This window comes from Halomonas sp. IOP_14 (assembly GCF_021021315.1).
Classification (GTDB): Bacteria; Pseudomonadota; Gammaproteobacteria; order Pseudomonadales; family Halomonadaceae; genus Vreelandella; species Vreelandella titanicae.
In genome coordinates this window covers 146,707-170,036 of the sequence record NZ_JAINWD010000001.1, presented here as the reverse complement: position 1 = coordinate 170,036, position 23,330 = coordinate 146,707, and the positions used below count along the sequence as shown (strand labels likewise).

General features: G+C 53.6%; 25 protein-coding genes. 10 read left to right on the top strand and 15 right to left on the bottom strand.

All coding sequences use genetic code 11. From position 1 onward, the window contains the following. Positions 1 to 315: 315 nt before the first annotated feature. From K7H09_RS00840 to K7H09_RS00820, 5 genes are all read right to left on the bottom strand, one after another. Positions 316 to 807 (bottom strand): GNAT family N-acetyltransferase, encoded by a 492-nt coding sequence (locus K7H09_RS00840; protein WP_230803178.1) that lies wholly within the window; start codon positions 805 to 807, stop codon positions 316 to 318. 235 nt (positions 808 to 1,042) lie between these two features. Then, positions 1,043 to 1,831: a hypothetical protein gene (locus K7H09_RS00835; RefSeq protein WP_230803173.1), complete on the bottom strand. Its 789-nt coding sequence runs from the start codon at positions 1,829 to 1,831 to the stop codon at positions 1,043 to 1,045. Positions 1,832 to 2,001: 170 nt separating this feature from the next. Continuing rightward, positions 2,002 to 2,697 carry a haloacid dehalogenase type II gene (locus tag K7H09_RS00830; protein ID WP_230803171.1) on the bottom strand — a complete coding sequence of 232 codons (696 nt, stop codon included), beginning with the start codon at positions 2,695 to 2,697 and terminating at the stop codon, positions 2,002 to 2,004. After that, the gene (locus tag K7H09_RS00825) at positions 2,678 to 3,913 is read right to left on the bottom strand and encodes an MFS transporter (protein ID WP_230803169.1); all 1,236 of its coding nucleotides are present in this window, start codon (positions 3,911 to 3,913) and stop codon (positions 2,678 to 2,680) included. The genes K7H09_RS00830 and K7H09_RS00825 overlap by 20 nt, the downstream gene beginning before the upstream one ends. 17 nt (positions 3,914 to 3,930) lie before the next feature. Next, positions 3,931 to 4,266 (bottom strand): zinc ribbon domain-containing protein YjdM, encoded by a 336-nt coding sequence (locus tag K7H09_RS00820; protein ID WP_161463005.1) that lies wholly within the window; start codon positions 4,264 to 4,266, stop codon positions 3,931 to 3,933. 99 nt (positions 4,267 to 4,365) lie between these two features. Between K7H09_RS00820 and K7H09_RS00815 the strand changes: the two genes are divergently transcribed. After that, the gene (locus tag K7H09_RS00815; RefSeq protein WP_161463006.1) at positions 4,366 to 4,755 is read left to right on the top strand and encodes an ester cyclase; all 390 of its coding nucleotides are present in this window, start codon (positions 4,366 to 4,368) and stop codon (positions 4,753 to 4,755) included. Here K7H09_RS00815 and K7H09_RS00810 read toward each other — a convergent pair. Together K7H09_RS00810 and K7H09_RS00805 are read right to left on the bottom strand one after the other, a co-directional pair. Continuing rightward, on the bottom strand, positions 4,743 to 6,362 hold the full coding sequence (locus tag K7H09_RS00810) for an ABC-F family ATP-binding cassette domain-containing protein (RefSeq protein ID WP_230803165.1): 1,620 nt from the start codon (positions 6,360 to 6,362) through the stop codon (positions 4,743 to 4,745). The genes K7H09_RS00815 and K7H09_RS00810 overlap by 13 nt on opposite strands. Before the next feature lie 308 nt (positions 6,363 to 6,670). Next, positions 6,671 to 8,347 carry a methyl-accepting chemotaxis protein gene (locus K7H09_RS00805; RefSeq protein ID WP_269063910.1) on the bottom strand — a complete coding sequence of 559 codons (1,677 nt, stop codon included), beginning with the start codon at positions 8,345 to 8,347 and terminating at the stop codon, positions 6,671 to 6,673. A gap of 301 nt (positions 8,348 to 8,648) precedes the next feature. Between K7H09_RS00805 and phnC the strand changes: the two genes are divergently transcribed. From phnC to K7H09_RS00780, 5 genes are read left to right on the top strand one after another with little or no spacing between them, the layout of a single operon-like run. Next, complete coding sequence (phnC, locus tag K7H09_RS00800) at positions 8,649 to 9,494, top strand: phosphonate ABC transporter ATP-binding protein (protein WP_230803162.1); 846 nt, start codon at positions 8,649 to 8,651, stop codon at positions 9,492 to 9,494. After that, on the top strand, positions 9,491 to 10,360 hold the full coding sequence (gene phnD, locus K7H09_RS00795) for a phosphate/phosphite/phosphonate ABC transporter substrate-binding protein (RefSeq protein WP_230803160.1): 870 nt from the start codon (positions 9,491 to 9,493) through the stop codon (positions 10,358 to 10,360). Before phnC ends, phnD begins: the two co-directional genes overlap by 4 nt. Positions 10,361 to 10,369: 9 nt before the next feature. Next, positions 10,370 to 11,200 carry a phosphonate ABC transporter, permease protein PhnE gene (gene phnE, locus K7H09_RS00790; protein WP_176301979.1) on the top strand — a complete coding sequence of 277 codons (831 nt, stop codon included), beginning with the start codon at positions 10,370 to 10,372 and terminating at the stop codon, positions 11,198 to 11,200. Positions 11,201 to 11,209: 9 nt separating this feature from the next. Next, on the top strand, positions 11,210 to 12,220 hold the full coding sequence (locus tag K7H09_RS00785) for a phosphonate dehydrogenase (RefSeq protein ID WP_230803158.1): 1,011 nt from the start codon (positions 11,210 to 11,212) through the stop codon (positions 12,218 to 12,220). Further along, positions 12,214 to 13,074, top strand: coding sequence for a LysR family transcriptional regulator (locus K7H09_RS00780; RefSeq protein ID WP_133733740.1), 861 nt, complete (start codon positions 12,214 to 12,216; stop codon positions 13,072 to 13,074). The genes K7H09_RS00785 and K7H09_RS00780 overlap by 7 nt, the downstream gene beginning before the upstream one ends. A 190-nt stretch (positions 13,075 to 13,264) precedes the next feature. Here K7H09_RS00780 and K7H09_RS00775 read toward each other — a convergent pair whose 3' ends face one another. Continuing rightward, entirely contained in the window at positions 13,265 to 13,714 is a 450-nt protein-coding gene (locus tag K7H09_RS00775; RefSeq protein WP_199284850.1) for a GNAT family N-acetyltransferase, read from the bottom strand. A 10-nt stretch (positions 13,715 to 13,724) separates the two neighbouring features. Next, positions 13,725 to 14,099: a winged helix-turn-helix transcriptional regulator gene (locus K7H09_RS00770; protein ID WP_230803156.1), complete on the bottom strand. Its 375-nt coding sequence runs from the start codon at positions 14,097 to 14,099 to the stop codon at positions 13,725 to 13,727. Between the two features lie 90 nt (positions 14,100 to 14,189). Here K7H09_RS00770 and K7H09_RS00765 point away from each other — a divergent pair, with 90 nt between their 5' ends. Beyond that, entirely contained in the window at positions 14,190 to 14,516 is a 327-nt protein-coding gene (locus K7H09_RS00765) for a nuclear transport factor 2 family protein (protein WP_230803154.1), read from the top strand. Then, on the top strand, positions 14,516 to 15,289 hold the full coding sequence (locus K7H09_RS00760) for an SDR family oxidoreductase (protein ID WP_230803152.1): 774 nt from the start codon (positions 14,516 to 14,518) through the stop codon (positions 15,287 to 15,289). Before K7H09_RS00765 ends, K7H09_RS00760 begins: the two co-directional genes overlap by 1 nt. Positions 15,290 to 15,416: 127 nt before the next feature. Here K7H09_RS00760 and K7H09_RS00755 read toward each other — a convergent pair whose 3' ends face one another. The 5 genes from K7H09_RS00755 to trpB all read right to left on the bottom strand — a co-directional run bounded on the left by K7H09_RS00755 (position 15,417) and on the right by trpB (position 20,360). Then, positions 15,417 to 16,139, bottom strand: coding sequence for a YrhK family protein (locus K7H09_RS00755; RefSeq protein WP_230803143.1), 723 nt, complete (start codon positions 16,137 to 16,139; stop codon positions 15,417 to 15,419). A 108-nt stretch (positions 16,140 to 16,247) separates the two neighbouring features. Continuing rightward, positions 16,248 to 16,568 (bottom strand): YdgA family protein, encoded by a 321-nt coding sequence (locus tag K7H09_RS00750; RefSeq protein WP_230803142.1) that lies wholly within the window; start codon positions 16,566 to 16,568, stop codon positions 16,248 to 16,250. Between the two features lie 344 nt (positions 16,569 to 16,912). Beyond that, the gene (locus tag K7H09_RS00745) at positions 16,913 to 17,962 is read right to left on the bottom strand and encodes an SDR family oxidoreductase (protein ID WP_230803140.1); all 1,050 of its coding nucleotides are present in this window, start codon (positions 17,960 to 17,962) and stop codon (positions 16,913 to 16,915) included. Positions 17,963 to 18,270: 308 nt separating this feature from the next. After that, the gene (gene trpA / locus K7H09_RS00740; protein ID WP_230803137.1) at positions 18,271 to 19,110 is read right to left on the bottom strand and encodes a tryptophan synthase subunit alpha; all 840 of its coding nucleotides are present in this window, start codon (positions 19,108 to 19,110) and stop codon (positions 18,271 to 18,273) included. Positions 19,111 to 19,130: 20 nt separating this feature from the next. Beyond that, on the bottom strand, positions 19,131 to 20,360 hold the full coding sequence (gene trpB / locus K7H09_RS00735; RefSeq protein ID WP_161463036.1) for a tryptophan synthase subunit beta: 1,230 nt from the start codon (positions 20,358 to 20,360) through the stop codon (positions 19,131 to 19,133). Positions 20,361 to 20,466: 106 nt separating this feature from the next. Here trpB and K7H09_RS00730 point away from each other — a divergent pair, with 106 nt between their 5' ends. Further along, complete coding sequence (locus tag K7H09_RS00730; protein ID WP_161463037.1) at positions 20,467 to 21,381, top strand: LysR family transcriptional regulator; 915 nt, start codon at positions 20,467 to 20,469, stop codon at positions 21,379 to 21,381. Between the two features lie 7 nt (positions 21,382 to 21,388). On the opposite strand, the gene K7H09_RS00725 is transcribed toward K7H09_RS00730, so the two are convergent. Continuing rightward, complete coding sequence (locus K7H09_RS00725) at positions 21,389 to 22,255, bottom strand: LysR family transcriptional regulator (protein WP_230803280.1); 867 nt, start codon at positions 22,253 to 22,255, stop codon at positions 21,389 to 21,391. 137 nt (positions 22,256 to 22,392) lie between these two features. Here K7H09_RS00725 and K7H09_RS00720 point away from each other — a divergent pair, with 137 nt between their 5' ends. Beyond that, positions 22,393 to 23,163 carry an NAD(P)H-dependent oxidoreductase gene (locus tag K7H09_RS00720; RefSeq protein WP_035584462.1) on the top strand — a complete coding sequence of 257 codons (771 nt, stop codon included), beginning with the start codon at positions 22,393 to 22,395 and terminating at the stop codon, positions 23,161 to 23,163. Positions 23,164 to 23,330 lie beyond the last annotated feature (167 nt).

Genomic DNA, 23,330 nt, shown 5'->3' with positions numbered 1-23,330 from the left:
TGGCGCGCTCCGTTTTACTATACAGCGTGAGCATCCATATCTCGTGGTCAGATTTCTTCCAATAATAGATAGCTCGGATACCGCCACTCTTTCCCGAACCTGTTGATGACCAACGAACTTTACGAACACCACCCGACCCTTTAATAAGGTCGCCCGCATCTGGTTTCTGCAACAAATACGTTTGCAGCCCACGGTACTCCTCATCCGTAAGATAACTCGGTAATAGCTTGGTGAACGTAGACGTTTCGATGAATAGCATTGCTTAAATATACGGCTTTGCCGTATAAAAAACAAGACTGGATCGGCTCCAGATATCTACCTTGTACGGCTTCTAGAAAACGCTGTGTCAGCACTAGATTTTCCAAAAATAGTGCTGGACTGCTCCATCTTATTGGCTAACACCGGCTTACCGTTGTAGCAGGCCTCAAACTCCTCGGTCACTTTAAAACCATATTGCTGATAGAGCGCTTTTGCCGCCACGTTGCTTCTTGCGACGCAGAGCGTAACGGGTCTTCCGATCCAGGCAATCATATGACCAAACAGTTGATTACCGACGCCTTGGCGGCGAAAAAGCGGGTGAACAAGCAGCGTGCCAATCTCATTTTCGTAAACTGCCCCGTACCCACGAATGCCCTTATCAGCATAAACAAATATCACTGATTCCATCAGCCCTCGTAGGCGCTCCTCGTCTTGCCGAAGCGGTATCAGCTCAAACGGGCCTCGCTCAAACCGGAACTCATCTAGCTTGGCGAGGGTGTAAAGTTCCTCTATGGCTTCAAAATCCTGGTCTTCAAATACTCTTATCATCGTTTTGGTAAAAAAATCAGGTAAGTAGCACGTCTAATAATTGCTGTAGAAGCCTTCATGCTGACAGCAGAGGATTAACTCCTATAGCTCATTCGATCATACAAACACCTGGAGTTGCCTAAGGCTGTTGGATGAACTACAGCTCACTGCGTCGTGCATGGGGTAGCTGGCTGATCAGTGAAGTTGATCAAAGACCTCCCGGGGTTGTTTGCGGCCTGCTGCCATATTTATTAACTTAAGGCCAAGGAACAGGTACAGTCCCAGCTAACGCATCCTCCAACTCCTCATGAAATTGTGGGTCATCAAGCACTTCCTTCGCTAATGTAGAAATTTCGGCTGCTTCTAATTCGCGGTCATTAACCACAAGAACTGCAACTAATGTCGCTGCTTTATTGCGGAATGAATTAATATAGAAATCGGATCTAGAAGTATTAGAATCTGAGTTGTTAGCGCTTAGCATGCCGCTTTCAAAGCTATGCTTCATACGTAGAAAGTCATGCTGTGGATTGACGTATTTCACATACAGTTCATATTCTTTATCCTTGATCAACGCCGGTTGCGCGAGATTGAAAGCTCTATTGGCAGCCTCTGGTTGCTCCGAGTCGAGGAGTTTAAAGATTTCCGTTGTCTTTGAATCCTCATTGAGAACTGCATTTATTGATACAAGATCGCGAAATGCATTTCGATCATACTCTTCATTGATCAACTTAGTGATCAGGCCTCCTCTCACCTGAAGAAGTTCATCCATGGCCGGTGGATATTCTTGTCCGAGCCTCACCCAGTCATAAAATGCAAATGATGTTCTGACTGCAGAGATACTTTCATCTATTTGCTCTGCATTCTCGTGAAACCAAAAATGCTTTTCCAGCGCAGACTCGTACCGCTTGGCCTGCATATCCAGTCGCGCCTCATGTAAGATCTGAAGCAAATCAGGATTATCAGGTGGAGTCCAATCAGTTGCTACCGCTTGAGCCGATATAAAAAAAAACAACATGATGGCGACAAAAAATCGAGCTAACTGCATTTTGCATTCCTTGCGATAAAAAGATGTTACTAGACGCGCAGTGTTCGCGCGTCTGCTCGTTCTACCATTAAATAAAGCCTGGGGATAAGCTCACTGCTCAAACACTCAATACCTATAGCTGCCACTATCTCAACAAATGCTATCCAGCCCTAACGGCATGTATTGTTGGCTCACTCTATTAGACTCTCGCTCAACGCGACGAGGTCTTCAGCCACAAAATCCCATGCTTCTTCTGCTTCTAAATCTTTGCTCTGTTGGGGGCCATATTCTGTACGACGGGGTATAAACGCCGTTTTCATTCCCAAGGCACGGGCAGCACGCAGGTCAGCATTATGCGCCGCACACAGCATTACCTCTTCAGGCGGTAGGCGTAGCAGACGGCAACCCCCTAAATAGACTTCAGTGTCAGGTTTGTAGTGTTGGAATAACTCGGCGCAAAAAATCATATCCCACGGCAGTTTGGCATAACGGGCAACGTCCACCATTAGTGAGAGGTTACCGTTGGTCAACGTGCCGATAATGTAGTGCTCTTTTAAGCGCTGCAGGCCATTCTGAACATCCGGCCAGGGCTCTAATTGGTGCCAAAAGTGATTGACGCGATCAATGGTCGCCTCGTCTAGCGCAATCCCATGTTGATTGAGTAGTTTGACTAGGCTTTCTCGGTGCAGGTCATCCAATCCCATCCATGGGATTTCGCCTTGCCGTACCCTATTCATCGAAGGGGCATACTGCTGACGCCATTGATCAGTCAACACTTCACTGGGCAGTTCAATCCCCAACTCTTTCTCTAGCTCATTGAACTGATGAATCAAACTGGAGCGCCAATCAACAATAGTGCCAAATACGTCAAACACGATCGCTTTCATTAATGTCTCCTTGCCGCTGGATGGTCATTAATAGCCCCAATAACGTCATGGCGATCAGCAGACTCCAGCCGAGCATAAAACTGTCACTTATATCTAACAGCCACCCAAGGAGTGGTGGTATCGATACAATCGCCAGTTGGTTAATCGCCATAGCCAATCCCAGTACAAAACCGGTTTTATCAGCAGGTGCAGACTCAGCCACATAAGCTACCCAAGGGCCGTACCAACCAAAACCAAAAAAGCCCAGCCAGGCCATCAAACCGCTCAGCATGAGCGTTGAGTGTAGCGGCAGCCAAACCAATACCAGCAGCCCTACTATTACCGCCACCATGCACACCATTACCGGAAAATAGCGCGAGCGACAGCGGTCGCTCCAGGCCGCCAACAAAATACGCCCGGCTATCCCAGCCCCCTGGGCTACGAATAGCAAAGTCGCCGCCTGCAGTACCTCCATCTGCAAACGACTATGCAGATAGAGCACGGTAAAAATCAAAATGCCGTACTGAACCGAGATCAAACTAATACCGGACGCCATGATCTGTTTCATGGCCGGCTCACGAATCATCGCCAGTCGCGATAAGACGACTTTTTTTACGCTACCTTCAGAGGCTCTTGCAACCGGCACCACGCCACCCGGGGCACGGTAAAAGAGCATAAAGACCAACGCCCCGAAGATCGCAATCAGCCCACCCACCAGAAAAGAGGCGCGCCACCCCCAGGTGATCGCAACTGTTGGCAGTATAATCGCCGCCAGCGCACCACCCAGCGGCAATCCCGCCTGACGAATCCCCATGGCAAAGCCGCGCTGGGATTTATCAAACCAAGCGGCTACCGATTTGCTACCGCCGGGTTGGGCGGTACTGTAGCCTGCCCCTACGATGACCAAAAACAGCAGCATGGCCCAGTAACTCTCCGCCAGCACGGCAGCGCTAAGCGCAATGCCCACAACGAGGGTTCCCACCCCTACCACCAAACGCTCACTGAATCTGTCTAGCAACTCTCCAGCAACCAACAGCCCAACCAACGGCACCAGCTGAGCCGCCGAGACCAGCGTCCCAATCTGAAATGCAGAGAGCGCCATATCTGCCTGTATATAAACGCTTATGGCGCCGATGCCTTGAACGAAAAAGCATGCCGCTGCTTGAGCCAGGGTGGCTATCAGCAAAATGATCCAGCGGTAATGTCGGCTAGCAGTCATCGGCGGCACGGTTGTCATGTAAGTTCAGATTTTAGTCAGGCCTTCTTCACAAAATGGGCGGTCACCATCATGTCGCCGGCGCCGTCGACCTTGCAGTCCAGTTGGTGATCTTTGCTGTCCAAAAGCCGCTTGATAACGGCTTTGGTGCCTACCTTGAGTACCAGTGAGCTGCCTTTGACTTTGAGGTCTTTGATCATCGTTACCTTATCGCCTTCCGCTAACAGGGTGCCGTGGGCATCTTTTACCGTCACAGTGTCTTCTGCCTCAGCCTCAGAAGGGTTCCATTCGTGGGCGCACTCGGGGCAGATGAACAGGCTTTGATCCTGATAGACGAATTCGGATTGGCAATTGGGGCAAGGTGGGCACGACATGAATGATGACTTTTGTGGTTTGGTTTAGGCTGCTTATGATACTGAGCCTGTATACCCTTGGCGAATGCCTTCACGCCTAACCAGGAAAGGAGAACCAAGATGAACAAACGTGACCTGGAAGCAACCTACCGTGATTACATCACCTGCCTCAATAATCAGGATTGGACGAACCTTGACCAGTTCGTGCATAACGATGTCCACCACAACAGCAGGTGCCTAGGGCTTGATGGTTATCGCGCCATGCTGGAAGCCGATTATGAACAGATACCGGATCTTCACTTCAACATTGAGCTTTTGACCGTTGATCCACCCCATGTCGCGTGCAGGTTGCGATTCGATGTCACACCCAAAGGTAGCTTCCTCGGCCTTGCGGTGGACGGCAAAAAAGTGACGTTTTGCGAGAACGCGTTCTACCTCTTCCGTGATAATAAGATTCAGGAAGTCTGGTCGGTGATCGACAAGACAGCAATAGAAGCTCAGCTGGATTGAGGCTCCAAATGCCACCCTTGTTCGGTTGCAATCAGGTGGTCTGTCAGGGCGAGGTTTCCCAGAAACGCATCATCATGGGATACCACCACTAACGCGCCTTGGTAACTGCGCAACAGCGTTTCCAGCGCTTGTGCCGATGGCAGGTCGAGGTGGTTATTTGGCTCATCCAGCAGCAATAGTTTCGGTGGTGAGTCGGCGTAGAGGAGGCAGGCCAGTGCACCTTTCAGACGTTCACCTCCGCTTAATAGTCCGCTGGGTGTGGTGATCTTCTGCGCGTCCAGGCCTAGTTGGGCCAGTAGCATACGCAGCTCGCCTTCCGTCGTTGAGCGGTTAGCCAGTTGCAGCTGTTCGAGCACGGTTTTATCCGGCTCAAGATTCGCTAGTCGCTGGTCGAGATAGACGCTTTTAGAGGTTACTTTGCAGGTTCCGGATAATGGCTCAATTTGACCTGCAAGCACACGAAGCAGCGTGGATTTACCGCAGCCGTTGGGGCCGACAACCCCTATGCGCTGTTGCCCTCTCAGCTGTAGGCGAATGTGACGAGTGGCTCCCATGACGAACGGTAGCTCTACCCTCTCCAATTCTGCCAAACTGCGCTTTGTGGCCTGATTAACGGGTATCCCATGCAGGGTGATGTGCGCTTCGTTTTCAACCTGCTTTGCCGCTTCCCGCACGCGCTGGTTAAGCTGATCACGGCTGGCTGCCTGCTTTTGGCGCAATGCGCCGGTGGAGTTCTCGCTGCGCTCTTTCTGACCATCCAGCAGTATCTTGGCCTGGTTGGCTTCCTTGCCCTGCCGATTTCCGCGGGCCTGCCGTTTCTCCTGGCGTTCACGCTGCTTACGCATCGCCTTTTCTTGGCGTTGGCGCTCCAGCTTATGCTTATTGAGTTGGTCAACCGCATTTTGCTGCTCGTGTGCTTTTGCCTCTGCATAGAAAGTGTAGTTGCCACCATAACTGTGCAGCCCTGAGGGGGACAGCTCGACAATACGTTCCATGGATTCCAGCAATTGCCGGTCATGACTTACCACAATCAACCCACGCGGCCAGCGTTGCAGTTGTTCAATGAGTGCTTGGCGGTTTGGTCGGTCGAGATGGTTGCTTGGCTCATCAAGAATCAGGAAATCAGCATTCGAGAGCATGGTGCCCATTAAGGCAACCCGCATGGCTTCCCCACCGCTCAGTGTGTTGGCCGGTGTTGTGGCTTCAAGATAGCCCAAACCGTTGCGTTCAAGTTCATGGCGAAACCGCTGGGGCATATCCCAGCGGTCATCGACTGCTTCAAAATCCTCTGGTGCGGTGCTGCCAGCTTCAATGCGCGCCAATGCGTCCAGGGTTGTTCGAATGCCTGCGAGATCGGCGACAGAAGCCCCCTTCGACTGGGCCACTTGCTGGGCAAGGTAATGCACGCTATTGGGGCAGTGACAATAGCCAGCGGTTGGTTGCAACAGACCCGCGAGAATTTGGGCTAAAACTGTTTTACCCACACCATTGCGACCCACCAGCCCCGTGGGGCGTGTGTCGAACTGCTCGTGAAGGTCGGTGAAAAGCGGTCTGCCATCCTGCAAAACGTAGGAGACACCTTTTAAGGTGAGATGGGTAGTGGTCATAGTTGATTCCAGCGATGCCAAGTACTCCCCCTGCTTTAGGGGCTAATGGAGACTGGCCGTTATTGCAACGGCGGGCATCAATGGCTCATTGGACAACTACCTCTGCTTAACGTGGAAAGACGTACCATCATACAAATAATGACGGCGAACCAACAAGGTTATGACAGTCCTGGTCTAGATATTTGAATTATCCCCATTAACAAACGAGTAAAGAAAACATCAGATCGGTAGGCTCAGAATTTTCTTGCGGAGGCTTTCGGCTCACAAAAAAGCGCCCTGGCTGGGCGCTTCATGGTTGCTTCAGGCGTTTAGAAAGATGCCCATTCTTCGGTCTCTTTTTTACTACCGAGAACATGAGTCGGCAAGCCTTTACTAGCCCGAGGCTGGCTGTCGCGCGGTCTTGGCGTAGCGGGTAGCGCGCGTTGGTTTTGGCCATTGGTCGCTCCTCTAAAGAACGACACCTCGTTCAACAACGCCTCTGCTTGGCTTTGCAGTGAACGCCCCGCCGAGCTGGACTCTTCCACCAGGCTCGCGTTCTGCTGGGTGACGCTGTCCATTTGCGAGACGGCGGTGTTTACCTGCTCGATACCTTGGGACTGCTCGCGGCTGGCAGTGGCAATCTCACCCATCAACACCGAGACGCGCTGAACGCCGTGGACGATATCTTCGAGCGATTTGCCAGCTCGGTTGACCAGGCTTGAGCCGTTGTCGACTTGGCCGATACTCTCCTCAACGAGCTTTTTGATATCTTTGGCGGCGTCAGCACTACGCCCTGCCAGGTTGCGTACTTCGTTCGCCACTACCGCAAAGCCACGACCTTGCTCGCCTGCGCGTGCGGCTTCTACCGAGGCGTTCAGCGCCAGCAAATTGGTCTGGAAGGCGATTTCATCAATCAAGCCGACGATACCGGCAATCTTGCGGCTTGAGGCGTTGATACCTTCCATTGCCTTGATGGCTTGACCTGCGATCTCGCCCCCGGCGTTAGCTTGCTGGTTAACATCGTGCACGAGCTTGTCGGCTTCGGATGCGTTGTCGGCGTTCTGACGCACGGTCGAGGTGATTTCATCCATCGATGCCGCGGTCTGTTCGATGCTGGAGGCTTGTTCCTGCGTCCGGCGGCTGAGGTCGTCAGTGCCTAGCACGATTTCGTCGGCGGCCACATTCACGGATTCGGCGTTATTACGAACGGACATGACCACCTGCGAGAACTTGGCTTCCATGCTCTTTAACGCCCTGAGCATCACACCAAACTCATCCTTGGCTGAAGCGTCGACGTCGTTATCAAGCCTGCCTTCAGCCATGGCGTTGGCAAGTGCTTGCGCCTTGCCCAGCGGTGTCATGATGCCGCGAACCAACCATATTGAGAGCAGAATGCCGAAGATGATCGCCGCCAGCATAACGCCTATAACGAAGTTGCGCGTCCAAATATAGTCACTTGATGACTGCTGGTTATTGGCGGCGGCTTGGGCGCTGTTAAGGTCGATAAGGCCCTGAATCGCCGTGAGCACTTTAGGGTATTCAGCACGTAGCGTGGTGGTGGCTATCTCTCTGGCGGCGTCATAATCATTGCCAATCATTGCCGCGTTGATATCGTCAATACCGGCACGCAGACTGGCTAGCGACACGATAAAGCTTTCGGCTATTGCACGCTCTTGATCACCAGAAACACGCTCAGGGAAGTAATCACTCCAGGCGGCGTCGATAATGGCATCGTTCTCCGCTACCTCTTGCTTCGTTGTTATAGCAGATGCCGGGGTTCGATCACGCTGCTCGGCCGTTATCTTTACCCGGTTGCCGAGCAGTGCTTGGTTGACCTTAATAAGATCACCCAAGGTGAGTAAGTTCCCCTCATAAGTCCTGTTGAGGGCATCGTTGGTTTTGCTGAGACTGTAGAGACCGATAATACCGACAACAATTAACATCAAGATACACGCGCCTAAACTCACGGCAAGCCGCAGTTTAACGCTTCGATTTAGAAGTAGCATGGGGGGATCTCGTGAAAGCCCGCAGCGCGTTGCATTGGGCAGGTAGAAGCCATCTCGGTAACTTCAAGCGTTTAGACCCAACGCATCTTGATACCAAGCAAAATGCATTATCGGCACGCGCACAGAAACATTAAATTTTTTTAACTTATAAAGCGCCAATTTCTTATGTCATTACATGCTACCCGCCCCTTTGATGGTCATTAACTTATCATCTGCATGACACAGCTTTGTCACCTAGGAGCGCTAACGTTGCATTGTAAGTCACAATCAAGTGAGCTTATACATTGCAGAAGGTGATCCAATGGAGCCTGTTCAATCCTCTGACTTAATGCTCCGCATCGAGAAAATGGGGGTGACATATCCTGGGAATGTTCTCGCACTCCGACCCACCACCGTTGATTTCCACAAAGGGGAGTTTACGGTTCTACTCGGTCTTTCCGGTGCAGGTAAATCTACGTTACTGCGCTCCCTCAACCACTTGGTGCGGCCCAGCACCGGCAAAGTGATATCGGCCGAACTAGGTGCGCTCGAAACCATTACTACGGTACGCCGCCATCGGTGCAAAACCGCCATGGTTTTCCAGCACCATCAGCTCATTGAACGCCACACGGCGCTCCAGAATGTGCTGATGGGTCGGCTTGCTTACCACAGCACCTGGCGCAGTTTGTTTCCGCTACCCAGGCAGGAACAGGAGCTTGCCCTGCACTGCCTGGATCGCGTAGGCCTGGCTGAGAAGGCGCTTACCAGGGTCGATCAGCTGTCCGGAGGCCAGCAGCAGCGCGTGGGCATTGCGCGTGCCTTGGCGCAGCAGCCCGCCATGATCCTGGCGGACGAGCCAGTGGCCAGCCTTGACCCGGCAACCTCTGAGCGAGTGCTTACATTATTGCGAGACATATGCCGTGAAGATGGTATTACCGCCATCATTTCACTGCACCAGCTGGAATATGCCCAGCGGTTTGCTGACCGCATTATTGGTCTAGCGAATGCCCAAATCGTTTTCGATGCAGCCCCGGCACAGTTACAGCAATGCCACCTGGATGAGATTTACCACGGTGCGCCAGGGGTTTTGCCCGAAGCCGATGAAACCACCAACCCCAACCCTCAATCCGCAAATACCCCTTCGATAAAACTGGAGATTGCACAATGAAACCGCTATTCAGCTTTTTCTTCGCTATCTGTCTTATGGCTGGAATGACCGTGTCGGCCTTAGCTGCGGATCCTGATCCAAATCCAGACCTGTTAAAAGTCGCGCTGCTCCCTGATGAAAACGCTTCTGAACTGATCAAACGCAACCAGCCATTGAAAGACTATCTTGAAAGCACGCTTAGCAAAGAAATTGAGCTAATCGTCACTACAGATTATTCCTCCATGATCGAAGCCATGCGTTTTGGTCGCATCGACCTCGCCTACTTCGGGCCCCTCTCCTATGTAATGGCAAAAAGCAAAAGCGAGATCGAACCCTTTGCGGCCATGATTGTGGATGGCAAGCCCACCTACCGCTCCATCATTATTGCCAATGTCGATTCCGGCGTTGAGTCTTATGCCGATATCGAGGGCATGAAGATGGCCTATGGCGACCGAGCCTCCACTTCAAGCCACCTGATTCCCAAAACCGTGTTGCTTGAATCGGCTGGTTTGGAAGCAGGAAAGGATTATGAAGCCCATTTTGTTGGCTCCCATGATGCCGTGGCGGTGAACGTTGCCAATGGGAATGCAGATGCGGGGGGACTATCGGAAGTGATCTTTGAACATGTGATGGACCGCGGCCTGATAGATCGCAGCAAGGTTAGGGTGTTGGGTCACAGTGGGGAGTATCCGCAGTACCCCTGGGCGATGCGTTCCAACTTGAGCCCGGAACTCAAGCAGGAGATACAGGACGCTTTCATTAGCATTGATGATGAAGAAATCCTGAGCAACCTGAAAGCCGAAGGTTTCGCCGTTATCACTGACTCCGATTACGATGTGATCCGGGAAATGGGTAGTCTGCTCAACCTTGACTTCGCCAAGATGTAAGGGGGCGTTATGAATCAGACCAAAACGGATCCGCCGGCCCTTTCTTCATTCTCTCCTGACGCGGTGCTGGCCGAACACGCGCGCGGCTGGCGGAGTAAGCTCTTCCAAGTGGGCTCGTTACTGGCAGTGGTTCTCCTGGCTAGTTGGTACGTGGACTTGCTGGATTTTCGCACCCTAGCCAACGGGGTTCCTGCCATCGCCACCCTGCTGGGTGAATCGCTACCGCCCGATTTCACCAATGCCAGGGATTGGATGTCTCCGTTGGTCGATACGCTCGCCATGAGCATTGCTGGCACGGCAATAGCGGTCATCGCTTCCGTGCCCCTGGCGTTCCTGGCTGCTCGCAATACCTCGCCCCATCCCGTGGTCTTCCACGTAACCCGCACGTTGCTAAATGCTCTGCGCTCGGTGCCCGAGTTGATCATGGGCATTATCTTCGTTGCTGCAGTGGGTTTTGGCGCCTTGCCGGGCGTGCTAGCGCTCGGCCTTCATTCCATCGGGATGGTGGGTAAATTCTTTGCCGAAGCGATTGAGCATGTCGACCCAGACCCAGTGGAAGCCGCCAATGCTGCTGGCGCGACTCGATTACAGGTTCACTGGCACGCTGTGCTGCCGCAGGTTCTTCCGCAGTTTGCCGATGTCTCCATCTATCGCTGGGAATACAATTTTCGCGCCTCTACGGTCATGGGCATGGTGGGGGCTGGCGGGATCGGCTTCGAGCTAATGGGCTCTTTACGTGTCATGCAGTACCAGGAAGTCAGCGCCATCCTGATTGTCATACTCGTTATGGTGACGATGGTGGATAGCCTTAGCGGCCATCTTCGTAAGAAATTCAAGTAAGGAAATCAAATGAAACCAAGGGTTTTCATTACCCACCGGGTACACAACAGTGTGCTAGAAAGGCTGGAACAGAGCTGTGAATTAATCACCAACCAGTCAGACACTACCTTGCCCGCCGCCGAGGTAAAGGCCCGCGCGGCAACCGCAGATGGCATGATGGTGTTTATGCCGGATCGGGTCAGCGAGGAATTTCTAGCTGGCTGCCCCAAGCTGAAAGTTATTGGCGCCGCGCTGAAGGGATACGATAATTTCGATGTGGAGGCCTGTACGCGTCATGGCGTTTGGCTGACCTTCGTACCGGACCTGCTGACGGTGCCAACGGCTGAGCTCACCATAGGGCTAACCATTAGCCTAATCCGACATGTTCGGGCAGCCGACGAGTATGTTCGTTCTGGCCAGTTCAGGGGGTGGCAGCCAATGTTCTATGGGCTTGGGATTGCAGACGCCACCGTGGGTATCGTCGGCATGGGCCCCATCGGCAAGGCTGTGGCAACACGGCTCAACGGCTGGGGGGCCACCTTACTGTATTCTCAGCCAGACGCCTGGCCCGCCGCTGAGGAGGAAACGCTCGGCGTGGCGCGCAAGTCGCTTGAAGAGCTGCTCGGGCAAGCCGACATTGTCATTTTGGCCCTGCCGCTCAATAAACAAACCCTGCATACCATGAACGCTGCGCGCTTGGCCCTGATGAAACCAGGCGCCTATTTGATCAACCCATGCCGGGGTTCTGTAGTGCAGGAAGCTGCCGTTTTGGAAGCATTGGAGTCTGGGCAGTTGGGCGGCTACGCAGCGGATGTTTTTGAAATGGAAGATTGGGCTCGAGAGGATCGTCCGCAAGAGATTTGCCCCACTTTGCGAGCACATCCCAACACGCTATTCACGGCACACATTGGCTCTGCCGTCCAGGATGTGCGGCTGATGATTGAACAGCGTGCTGCCGACAACATTCTGCAAGCGTTACAAGGAGAACGCCCTCAGGATGCGGCTAATTCGCCCACTATCACTGAGACAACTCCATGCTGAACTTGGTCTGGCTGAAAAGTTTTACCACACTGGTTCAGCACCGACGTTTTCAGGCCGCCGCCCAAGCTCTCGGTATCGCACAACCCACGCTTTCACAGCACATTCAAAAGCTCGAAGAGCAGCTAGGTGCCCTGTTGATACGCCGCAGTAAAACGGGATGCGAGCCCACCAAAGCAGCCCTGGCACTTATGCCTCTAGCGCTTAGTATGTTGCAACTGGACGAGCGTGCCCGAGAAGTCGTTAGCGGTACGCGTTTACGCGTAGGGGCAAGTTCTAACATCGGTATTTACATGCTCCAGCCCTACGTGAGCACGTTCAAGAACATTCCGGCGGTACCTGAGTTGGACCTTGTGATTGATAACAATCCAAACATTGCCAGACAATTGACCAGCGGCGAGCTGGATATTGCGGTGATGGAGTGGTGGCACCCGAAACCTGGCTTCCAGGCAATGGATTGGCGACAGGAACCCGTGGTTTTAATTACCCGACCAGATCACCCCTATGCGGGCTGGCATGAAATAGACCGGGAAACCCTTGCCGGAATGAGCTTGCTTGGTGGTGAACCCGGAACAGGTACTGGCCGGTTGCTGGCGAATTTCTTTGGCGAAAGAGGGCCGTTCCCGAAGGTTTCAATGCAACTGGGCAGTACCGAAGCGGTTAAACAGGCTGTCAAAGCTGGCCTTGGCGTGTCACTGGTGCTGGCGGCTTGCGTCGAAGAGGAGATTCAAGCGGGCACCTTGTGTGCCATCCCGGTCAGTGATGCCGCATTGGCAAAAAAACTGATGGTCATTTGCCCTGAGACTCTAGCTCGGCAACCGCCAGTATCCACTTTCGTCAGCCATATATGTCAGTGAAAAACGAGTGACATCTTTAGAGCCAGGGAAGGCGTGTGGGTGGCTAAGAATAGGTGCCATTGAGACCCCAAACTTCGCAGAACCGTTAGAAGACGCGGGTGGGGTTGGGTGAGACTCAGTGCAATGATTACAGAGTTACGTACAAGGTATAATTGTAGTTATGTCTCTTGCACTAGCGCTAGCACTACAGCTAAACGTTCTCGTTATCTCCATTTACAAACGAATAGAGCAGAATATCGGATCGGTACGCCCAGCCCTGATTGGCCCAGAACGTCTGGGCGGCTTCGTTCTCGGGAAGAATCATCAGGTGTGATTTTTGGATGCCTTCGCTCTTGAGCGCTTCCAGGCAGAGGCTTACCAGCCGTGTGGCGATGCCTAACCGGCGGTGAGAATCCGCCACCGAGAGGTGCTGCACATAACCACGCTTACCGTCGTGGCCCGCCATAATTGTTCCCACCAGCTCTTCTTCTCCATCTCCTTCGCCTTCTACTTCTGCCACAAAGCTCAGGCCGGGGTTGCGCAGCAGGTATTTCTCGATGCCTTCACGTGAATCAGCGTCGCGAATCCTCACGCCTTCACTCTCGCTCCATAGGGCAATGGCGGCGTCATAGTCGTTGATGGTCATGGTGCGGTAGTGCATTAGGCGGCTCTCATTGGGCGGCGGCGGTGTCTTGATCGTTCTGTTCGGCTGGCTGTTGGAAGTGGTCCTTCTGCTCGGCCCATTTCAGCAAGGCATCCAGCGCCGGGCAGAGCGTTTGCCCCCATTCGGTGAGGCGGTACTCCACTTTTGGCGGCACCTGGGGGTAGACCTTGCGGGCCACGATGCCATCCGCTTCCAGTTGGCGCAGCTGTTGGGCCAGCATTTTCTGGGAGATGTCGGGGATGAGTTTTTCGAAATCGGAGTAGCGCTGCACTTTTCCATCGAAGAGATGAAAGAGAATAATGAGCTTCCAGCGCCCTTCCAGCATTTTTAATACATTTTCCACATCGCTTGCGGCGGTAGTGGGCGTATAAATCTTTCTCATTGGTAAGCCACTTACCTTTTTGTGCGTTCTTGATAACCCGTCAGTCTAGGCAGAATATTCTCTCACATTAACTTACGAGAGATGACCATCATGAGCTTGTCACTGCCAGACGCGATCACTACTTACTTCAGCATCAGCAACGGTGCGGATGCCTCCCACATTGCGGATTGCTTCACTCAAGATGCCTGTGTGTTTGACGAAGGCGAGACGCACCGCGGGCACACCGCTATTCAAGCTTGGATGCGCGCCACCCGTGCCAAGATTGAGTATAGCGTCGAGCCGGTCAGTGTTTCCCAACAAGGCAATAAGATGGTGGTTACCGCCACCGTGACCGGCAACTTCCCCGGCAGCCCGGTGCAACTTGACCACGCTTTCCAGCTTGCCGAGTCGCAAATCCAGTCATTGGAGATCCACTAATGCACCTGAACTTGGACGGGCGACGCGTATTGATCACCGGGGGCAGCAAAGGGGTTGGTGCGGCCGCGGTGGCACTCTTTCGCGAGGAAGGCGCGCAAGTGCTAACAACCGCCCGTACTCGCCCCGCTGACCTGCCCGATGAGCTGTTTGTAACTGCTGACCTGACGACGGCCGAAGGCTGTGCCACTGTGGCCGATGCGGTCACCGATCGCTTGGGCGGCGTCGATATTATCGTTCATGTACTGGGTGGCTCATCCGCCCCCGGCGGCGGGTTCGCTACCCTTGGGGAGGAGGAGTGGCAGCGCGAGCTCGACATCAACCTGTTTCCCGCCGTGCGGCTGGATCGCGCCCTGCTGCCCGGCATGCTGGCCCAGGGCGATGGGGTGATTATCCACGTGACCTCCATTCAGCGTGAGCTCCCCCTGCCCGAATCGACCACGGCTTATGCGGCGGCCAAGGCGGCGCTCTCCACCTATAGCAAGAGCTTGTCAAAAGAGGTGTCACCCAAAGGGGTGCGTGTGGTTCGGGTGTCGCCGGGCTGGATCGAAACGGAAGCCGCCGTTGCGCTGGCCGAACGGATTGCCCAAGAGGCAGGCACCGATTACGCCGGCGGCAAGCAGATCATCATGAATTCGCTGGGCGGCATCCCGATTGGCCGGCCATCAAAACCTGCAGAAGTGGCCAACCTGATTGCGTTTCTGGCATCACCGCTGGCAGCCACCATCACGGGCACGGAGTATGTGATCGATGGGGGTACCGTGCCGGTTGTTTGAGGACAGTTTGAGGGCGGTTTATACCGCCCCCTTAATAGCTTCCCGGTCTACGATGACGGCTAGCAATTGTCCGTAAGCTGCATTGCCCTACTGACGATTAGCCATTAAAACCAGTGTTCAATAAACCTTATTCGGTGAGGCACTGGTTCTTTACGTCTGGGTTTTGTTGATGGTCTTGGTGAGCCCGATAGGCTCTGTAGAAGTTGACGACTCCTCCGGCGAGAAACAGCAGGCTGGCGAAAATAAACTGAGCACACAAGTAGGTGTGCAGTGCATGGGCAAGCGGTGTCTGATAGCTCGGCCAGAGATAAGGAATCGAGGCGGCCAAAAACAGGATGGAGCCGATGACAAACGAGATGGCAACGGCATTGAGTAGCTGCAAGACCACTAAGGTTCCCGCCTGAGTGATCTGCGTCACGTTGACCGTCGCGCCAACCGTAAACAGAACACTGCCAACGATAAAGCACCAGGCGCCCCCTCTTTCCCAGCCCACGCTGGGCAGAAACAAGGCGCTGCCTATCAGGAACAGTACACTGCCGATGATATACCCTGCCGACATTATAAACTCGAGCATGGTCTTCTTGCCGTGCGAGGGGTGACGGCGGTAATAACTGATGATTTCTATGCAATCGTTTGCCGCCACCGCTAGATAGATTAACGAGCCCAAAATGAACAGCCCGGCCCCTGCCGCCATGTAGTTCTCAAAGGCTGGCAGGAAGAAGACACTGCCTATCACAAAGGCAGCGGCACCCGCGATATAGGCTGAAGCATTCAGGCCTTCCCATAAAAAACTATCTTTGGGTAACGATGTTCGATAACTGCGTTTTCGGTTAGTGATGTGATGCGGCATGTCACGTCCTTATGTTTACACGAGCTAACAGAATGGCCGTCCCAGCACTGATTTAAACACTCATTAAGTTTGCCCACGCCACTCGGCAGTTTAGTAGGCTATTGCATTTTACTGCCCGAAGCTGATGCCCAGCCGTAGTGCTTGTAAACCATCAAATTCGACCGTGACTTCATCAGAAAACAGGGGGTGGCCCTGTACTGCCAAATCCAGCGTTGCTTGCGAGCCGCGATAAGTGACGGTGACAGCTATATCTGCTGAGGTACTAACGGGCGCCAGCACATCGTACTCAACGTTATCAATGCTAACAGCGGAGAGGCCACGGTCATCCAGCTGTTCTTGGATCTCCCGCTCAACGACCACGCCGTAATAGAAGTAAATGCCAGTGTAGCCAAGCGCTACTATTACGATTAGTGAAAGGAGCTTTCCCATTATTTCTCTCTAGTTTGTAAACGCTTTAATGGTTATTGCCTGCCATTAATAGGCGGCGTCACCATTGATAAGTACTGTTTTATATCGAATATATTTAAGCCATTTCCTGCCCATGCGACAAAGCGTAAATGCTTCATATATCGTCGTGCTCTAACTGCTCCGCTTTGTTTTTTAAGTTTACGAGCATAAAGCACGATAGCACGGAATCCACGCTATCAAATATTCTTGAGACGGAGAGAATTGGTTGCTCGATTCTCTTCCAAGAACCGAGCAACCACTGCAATGGCCTGAATCGTTGAAGGTCAGGCCGAAAAAGCAGGTTAGTAAAAACCCGCTAGAAAAGCTTAGGGATCACCAGCGCCACCGCCCGCGCCGTGTATATTGCCAGTGGTGTAGCTGGATTCTGGCGAGGCCAGCAGTACATAAGTGCCGGCCAACTCTACCGGCTGGCCGGGGCGACCAAGCGGCGTGCTTTCGCCAAACGTTTCCACGGCGTCTTGTGGCTGGCCACCACTGGGCTGAAGTGGAGTCCAGAACGGGCCGGGCGCGACGCCGTTGACGCGAATACCTTGCTCGGCCAGCTGCTTCGCCAGCGCTTTGGTGAACGCGACGATGGCCGCTTTGGTCATGGAGTAATCGAGTAGGATTTTAGGCGGATCGTAAGCCACCACTGAGGTGGTATTAATGATCACTGACCCAGGCTCCATGTGCGGAATGGCCGCCTGGGTGATCCAGTACATGGCGTAGAGGTTGGTCTTCATGGTGTCGTCGAAGGCTTCATGGCTAATATCCATAATCGACGGCTGCCACTGCTGGCGACCAGCGTTATTGACCAAAATATCTAACCCGCCTAATTGCTCAACGGCCTTTTCCACTAACTCGCTACAAAACGATGCATCACGGAGATCGCCTGGAATAGCCGCCGCGGTACGCCCTTCCGCTTCAATAAGCTCAATCACTTCGCGCGCATCTGACTCTTCCGCGGGCAGGTAGTTAATCGCCACATCAGCGCCTTCGCGAGCATAGGCAATGGCAGCCGCACGGCCAATGCCGGAATCTCCACCGGTAATCAGTGCCCTTCTTCCGGTTAAACGACCACTGCCGCGATAACTCTCTTCGCCGTGGTCTGGGCGCGGTGTCATTTCACTGGCAAGCCCAGGCCACTCTAGCGGCTGGCGTTCAAAGGGCGGTTGGGGGTACTTGCTTTTGGGATCCTGCATTTGGTTTAACGTGCCTCCTGAGTCATTGGTGTTTGAGGTATTACCTGCACCACCGGATGGCGATGTCGAAGATGACTGGGCGAATGCGGGTGCGGCCATAGCAGCGGCCATACCGGTAGCAAGGCCGCCCACCACTTGACGGCGCGTAGGGTCAAATGTGTTGTCGGGCTTCATAATAGTTCCCCATAAGTAACCATTGCGAATAACAACTTGATGCGTGGCCTAAGCCAAGAGCCTTTCCCTGAAAAAGCATGTAATAAGGAAAGGCGTCAGCTCGCTTAAAACCCTATTGACACTAGTTGGGATAACGGTGATTACCAAGCGGAGTACCGAAAGAAACCATAAACTTAAAAAATGATAGTTATAAATCCAAATTGAAATAAGTAACTTTAAAAGTGGCGAGAGATGAATAATAAAAAGCAGGCGCGTTGGCCTGCTCTAATGCCTGTTCTCACAACAACCCGCTCTTTACTGACCTTTTATCAATAGGTTTGCGGTTCTCTCACCTCCCGACACGCCCTGACACTATCCGCCAGTTCACTTACTAGGCCATGCACACGCTCCACGGCTTCATCGGGCGTGTTGGCGTGTTCAATACAGTCGACCAACGCAGAGCCTACCACCACGGCATCGCTATAACGGCCAATGGTGGCGGCCTGCTCGGCGGTACGAATACCAAAGCCCACGGCAATGGGTAGCTCGGTATGTGCGCGCAGTTGACTTACTGCACCTTCCAACCGTTCTGGTGTGGGTGCACTGCCGCCGGTGACGCCCGCCACAGAAACGTAGTAGATAAACCCGGAAGCGTTCGCCAGCACTTTAGGCAGGCGCTTGGCATCGGTGGTCGGTGTAGCCAAGCGAATAAAATCAATGCCGTGCTGGGCCGCTGGCGTACAAAGCTCTTCGTCATGCTCTGGGGGCAGGTCCACGACAATCAGGCCATCTACCCCGGCCTTGGCGGCATCGGTCAAGAAACGCTCGACACCATAGCAGTATATGGGGTTGTAGTAGCCCATCAGCACAATGGGCGTGGTGCTGTCTTCTGCACGGAAACGGCGCACCATTTCCAGCGTTTTGGCTTGTGTTTGGCCGTTATTCAAGGCACGCAGCGCGGCTTTTTGGATAGCGGGGCCATCGGCCATGGGGTCGCTGAACGGCATACCGAGCTCGATAATATCCACCCCCGCTTTTGGCAACCCGTGCAACAGGCGGCGGGAGGCCTCGGCGTCCGGATCGCCAGCGGTGAGATAGCTGACCAGCGCCGGGCGGTTTTGCTGCTTGAGGGAAGCAAAGCAGTGTTCAAGACGAGAGGTATGGGTCATGACGTTCTCCTGTGTCGCGCTCACAGCTGTTTAACCCCGAATTTTTCACCCAGGTGATGGGCGACGCTCATCATGTCCTTATCGCCCCGGCCGCTGAGGTTGACCACCATTAAGTGCTCGCGGGGCAGGCTGGGGGCACGCTTGGCCACTTCGGCCAGGGCATGGGCGGTCTCCAGGGCGGGAATAATGCCCTCCTGGCGGCAGCAGACCTGAAAAGCTTCCAGCGCTTCATCGTCAGTGGCAGAGACGTACTCGACCCGCCCCTGCTCGTGCAACCATGCGTGCTCCGGCCCGATACCGGGGTAATCCAGCCCGGCGGAAATCGAGTGAGCGTCGATAATCTGGCCATCTTCGTTTTGCAGCAAGTAAGTGCGGTTGCCGTGCAGCACGCCGGGGGTGCCGCCGTTCAGGCTGGCCGCATGTAGGCCGCTTTTAACGCCCTTGCCACCCGCTTCCACGCCAATCATCTTCACGTCGAGGTCATTCAGGAAGGGGTGAAACAGCCCCATGGCGTTTGAACCGCCACCAATGCAAGCCACCAGCGAGTCCGGTAGGCGACCTTTCTTTTCCAGCATTTGGGCGCGGGTTTCATGACCGATTACGGCCTGAAAATCACGTACCATGGCCGGGTACGGGTGTGGCCCAGCCACGGTGCCAATAATGTAGAAGGTGTCGTCGACATTCGTTACCCAGTCACGCAGCGCTTCGTTCATGGCGTCTTTTAGCGTACCGGTGCCCGAGGTAACGGGGATCACTTCCGCGCCCAGCAGCTTCATGCGGAATACATTGGGCTGCTGGCGTTCGATGTCGGTTGCGCCCATATAGATGACACAGGGCAAACCAAAGCGCGCCGCAACGGTAGCGGTGGCAACGCCGTGCATGCCTGCACCGGTTTCCGCGATGATGCGCTTTTTGCCCATCTGCTTAGCCAACAACACCTGACCGATGCAGTTGTTAATCTTGTGCGCGCCGGTGTGATTCAGCTCTTCGCGTTTGAGATAAATGCTCGCCCCGCCAAAGTGCTCGGTCAGCCGTTCAGCGAAGTAGAGCGGGCTTGGCCGACCCACATAATCACCCTGGAAGTAGGCCAACTGGCGCTGGAATTCGGGGTCGTTCTTGGCGATGGTGTATTCGTCTTGCAGCTCTAGAATCAGTGGCATCAGCGTTTCGGCGACAAAGCGGCCGCCAAAGTTGCCAAACAAACCGTTGGCATCGGGCAGGCTCTGGGATACGTCTACAGGTTGATTCATCACGACCTCTGAATGCGTTATCAAACAATGCAATGAAAGTAGCGCAAGCAGGCCGGGATAAAAATCGATAAGATGTCACCAACATGTGAGCTGGAGTCACGTATTAATGCAAAACAGCATGCCACCGCTTAGCGCCCTGCGCGCCTTTGAAGCCACTGCCCGTTTGGGTAGCGTGACCGCCGCTGCCGATGAGCTAAGCGTGACTCACGGTGCTGTCAGCCGCCAGCTAAAGAGCCTGGATGACCATTTTGGAGTAGCACTTTTTGCCAAAGCGGGCCGAGGTATTGTACTGACCTCGCACGGGGAGCGACTGCAGAGTGGTGTTGGTGAAGCGTTTTCACGCTTGAAGGATAGTTGCGCAGCGCTCAAGCGTGATGTTGAAGAGGCTCCTTTCACCCTGGCCTGCCCTGGCAGCCTTTTGGCCCGCTGGCTAATTCCCCGCCTGGATCGTCTGCACCGCGAGCTGCCCCAGCTGAAATTGCAGGTGGTGGTGAGTGAAAGCGAGCAGCCGGGCACGCAAACGGATGCCAGCGCCACCCTGGCGTTTGCCGAGCCGCCCTGGCCCGCAGGTGTTGAGGTATTCGAGCTGATGGAAGAGCAGATATGTGCGGTGGCAAGCCCACAGCTAGCGGCCCAGTGCGATGCGACCAAGCCCGAATCGCTGCTTGCCAATAAGCTCTTGTATACATCTTCCCGCCCCCAGGCGTGGCCGCAGTGGGCCACTGCCAAAGGGCTGGAGCTGGCAGAGCTTGAGGCGGCGCTCAGCAGAGGCCAGAGGTTCGATCACCTTTACTACTTGATGGAAGCGGCAGTGGCAGGCCTGGGTATCGCCATCGCGCCGAGGCTATTGGTGGAAGACGACTTGAGGAGTGGCAGGCTGGTGGCCCCTTGGGGAAGTATCCAAACCCCTGCGCGCCTCTGCCTGTGGTTGCCCAGCCAAGCCGATAGCCGCCGAAGCGAACCACTGGCAGAGTGGCTTAAGCGGGAGTTGGGGCTGGACGCTGCTAATATGACGGCTTGATCAACGTTTATTTCGCGCAAAGGATACGTGATATTTGCTCACGCACCCAACGATGCGCACTATGACCATGATTGCGCTCATGCCACACCATACCGACTTTGAATCCCAGTGATTTAATGGGGGATTCAACAATTTTAAGGTCGGAACGCTGGGCAACTAAACGCCGCGGCACCAGTGCTACAAAACGTGAGTGAGCAACAATCTCAAGGACGAACAGGAATGAAGATGTCGACAGAACAACATTGCGTCTATAGCCCAATGTTTGTAAGACCTGATCCACCTGAGTGGAAAAATCGCCTCCGCTGAGCGAAACGATTACATGCTCGAGCTGGACATACTCTTCAATCGTCATTTCTTCACTTAGCTGTGAGTGATTCCAGCACCCAACCAGCACATAGTTCTCATCATACAGCGGCCTGATTCGTAAAACCTTGGGCGCCTCTTCGGGTGTCATGAGCGCAAGATCCACTTCACCCCGTGCCATTTGAGCTTCCAGCCTGGGTGGCTCCAGACTACGTATGGCGATTCTAATGCCAGGTGCTTGACGCCTTAATTCGTTCATGACCGCCAATCCAATGACCGCTTGAAGGTAATCGGTGCATGCAATCGTAATGGTCAGCGACGCTTGGGCAGGTTCAAAGTGCTGGTGCGTTATCAGCGTCTCTCGCACCTGATCCAGTGCAATACGTAGTGGGGTAAGTAACTCCAACGCTTTGGTGGTAGGCATCATCCCGCGGTGAGCCGGAATGAGCAGCGGGTCGTTGAACATATCCCTAAGGCGGCTCAGCTGAGCGCTGACGGCAGGCTGACTAAGATGCAGCCGTGCGGCGGCTCTCGTGACATTTTGCTCTTCAAGCAAAGCCTCTAAGGTCACCAACAAATTAAGATCCAGCCTTTTATTATCCATATTTTATATAGTAGATCATAAAACTATTAATTTTATTGATAGCTTATTCTTGCCCACAATCTCTAGCGTATCCACCAAGTAAATTCGCCTGTAGGAGAATTAGAGTGTCCAAGACCATATTGATTGTGTATGCGCACCCAGAACCCACATCATTGACCCGCCGGTTCGTAACTGAAACGGTACAAATACTGGAGCGACAAGGCCAAACCGTGCTGCAGTCAGACCTATATGGCATGGGTTGGAAAGCGACGTTTGATGAGCACGATTTCCCCAACCGTATAAATAATGACCGGCTAGGCTTTATTCAAGAGTCGCAGCACGCCTATGCCACTCACCAGCAGACGCAGGATGTCGCCGCAGAGCAGGACAAGCTGCTTGCCGCCGACGCCGTCATATTCCACTTTCCCTTGTGGTGGTTTGGTATGCCCGCCATTCTCAAAGGCTGGATAGACCGGGTGTACGCCTATGGATTTGCTTACGGATACAAAGATGAAGGCAATCGTTATCGCTATGGAGACGGTATTCTCAAAGGCAAACGGGCATTACTGTCGGTAATGGTGGGTGGCCCAGCGGAGGACTATTCACCCCGAGGTATTAATGGCCCCTTGGAGGAATTGCTATTCCCCATCACCCACGGCGCCCTGTTTTTCCCAGGTATGGATGTACTGCCAACCCATGCCGTGTATGGCACCGGCAAACTTTCGAAAGTCAGCGTAGCGAAGGAGCTAGCCGCTTGGCGTCTACGCCTCGAAAATCTTTTTAATGAATCCCCTATTCCATTCCGGCGGCAAAATGGTGGGGAGTATCAGCAAAATATACTCGCTGACCATATTGCTATGGGGAAAGAGGGACTGACCATTCACATCGACCATTAGCAGATTTTTAGACAGCAACATCATGCAGACAAAGTATTATTAGCTGCACAATATTACCAGCACGTGCAACTATGAATTCAGGAAATCTAGGCCAAGCGCAGCGATAAAGCTATCGCTGCGCTTGGCCTTGTCGGAGCTAGTGAGATATAGTTGTACGGAATTTCCGT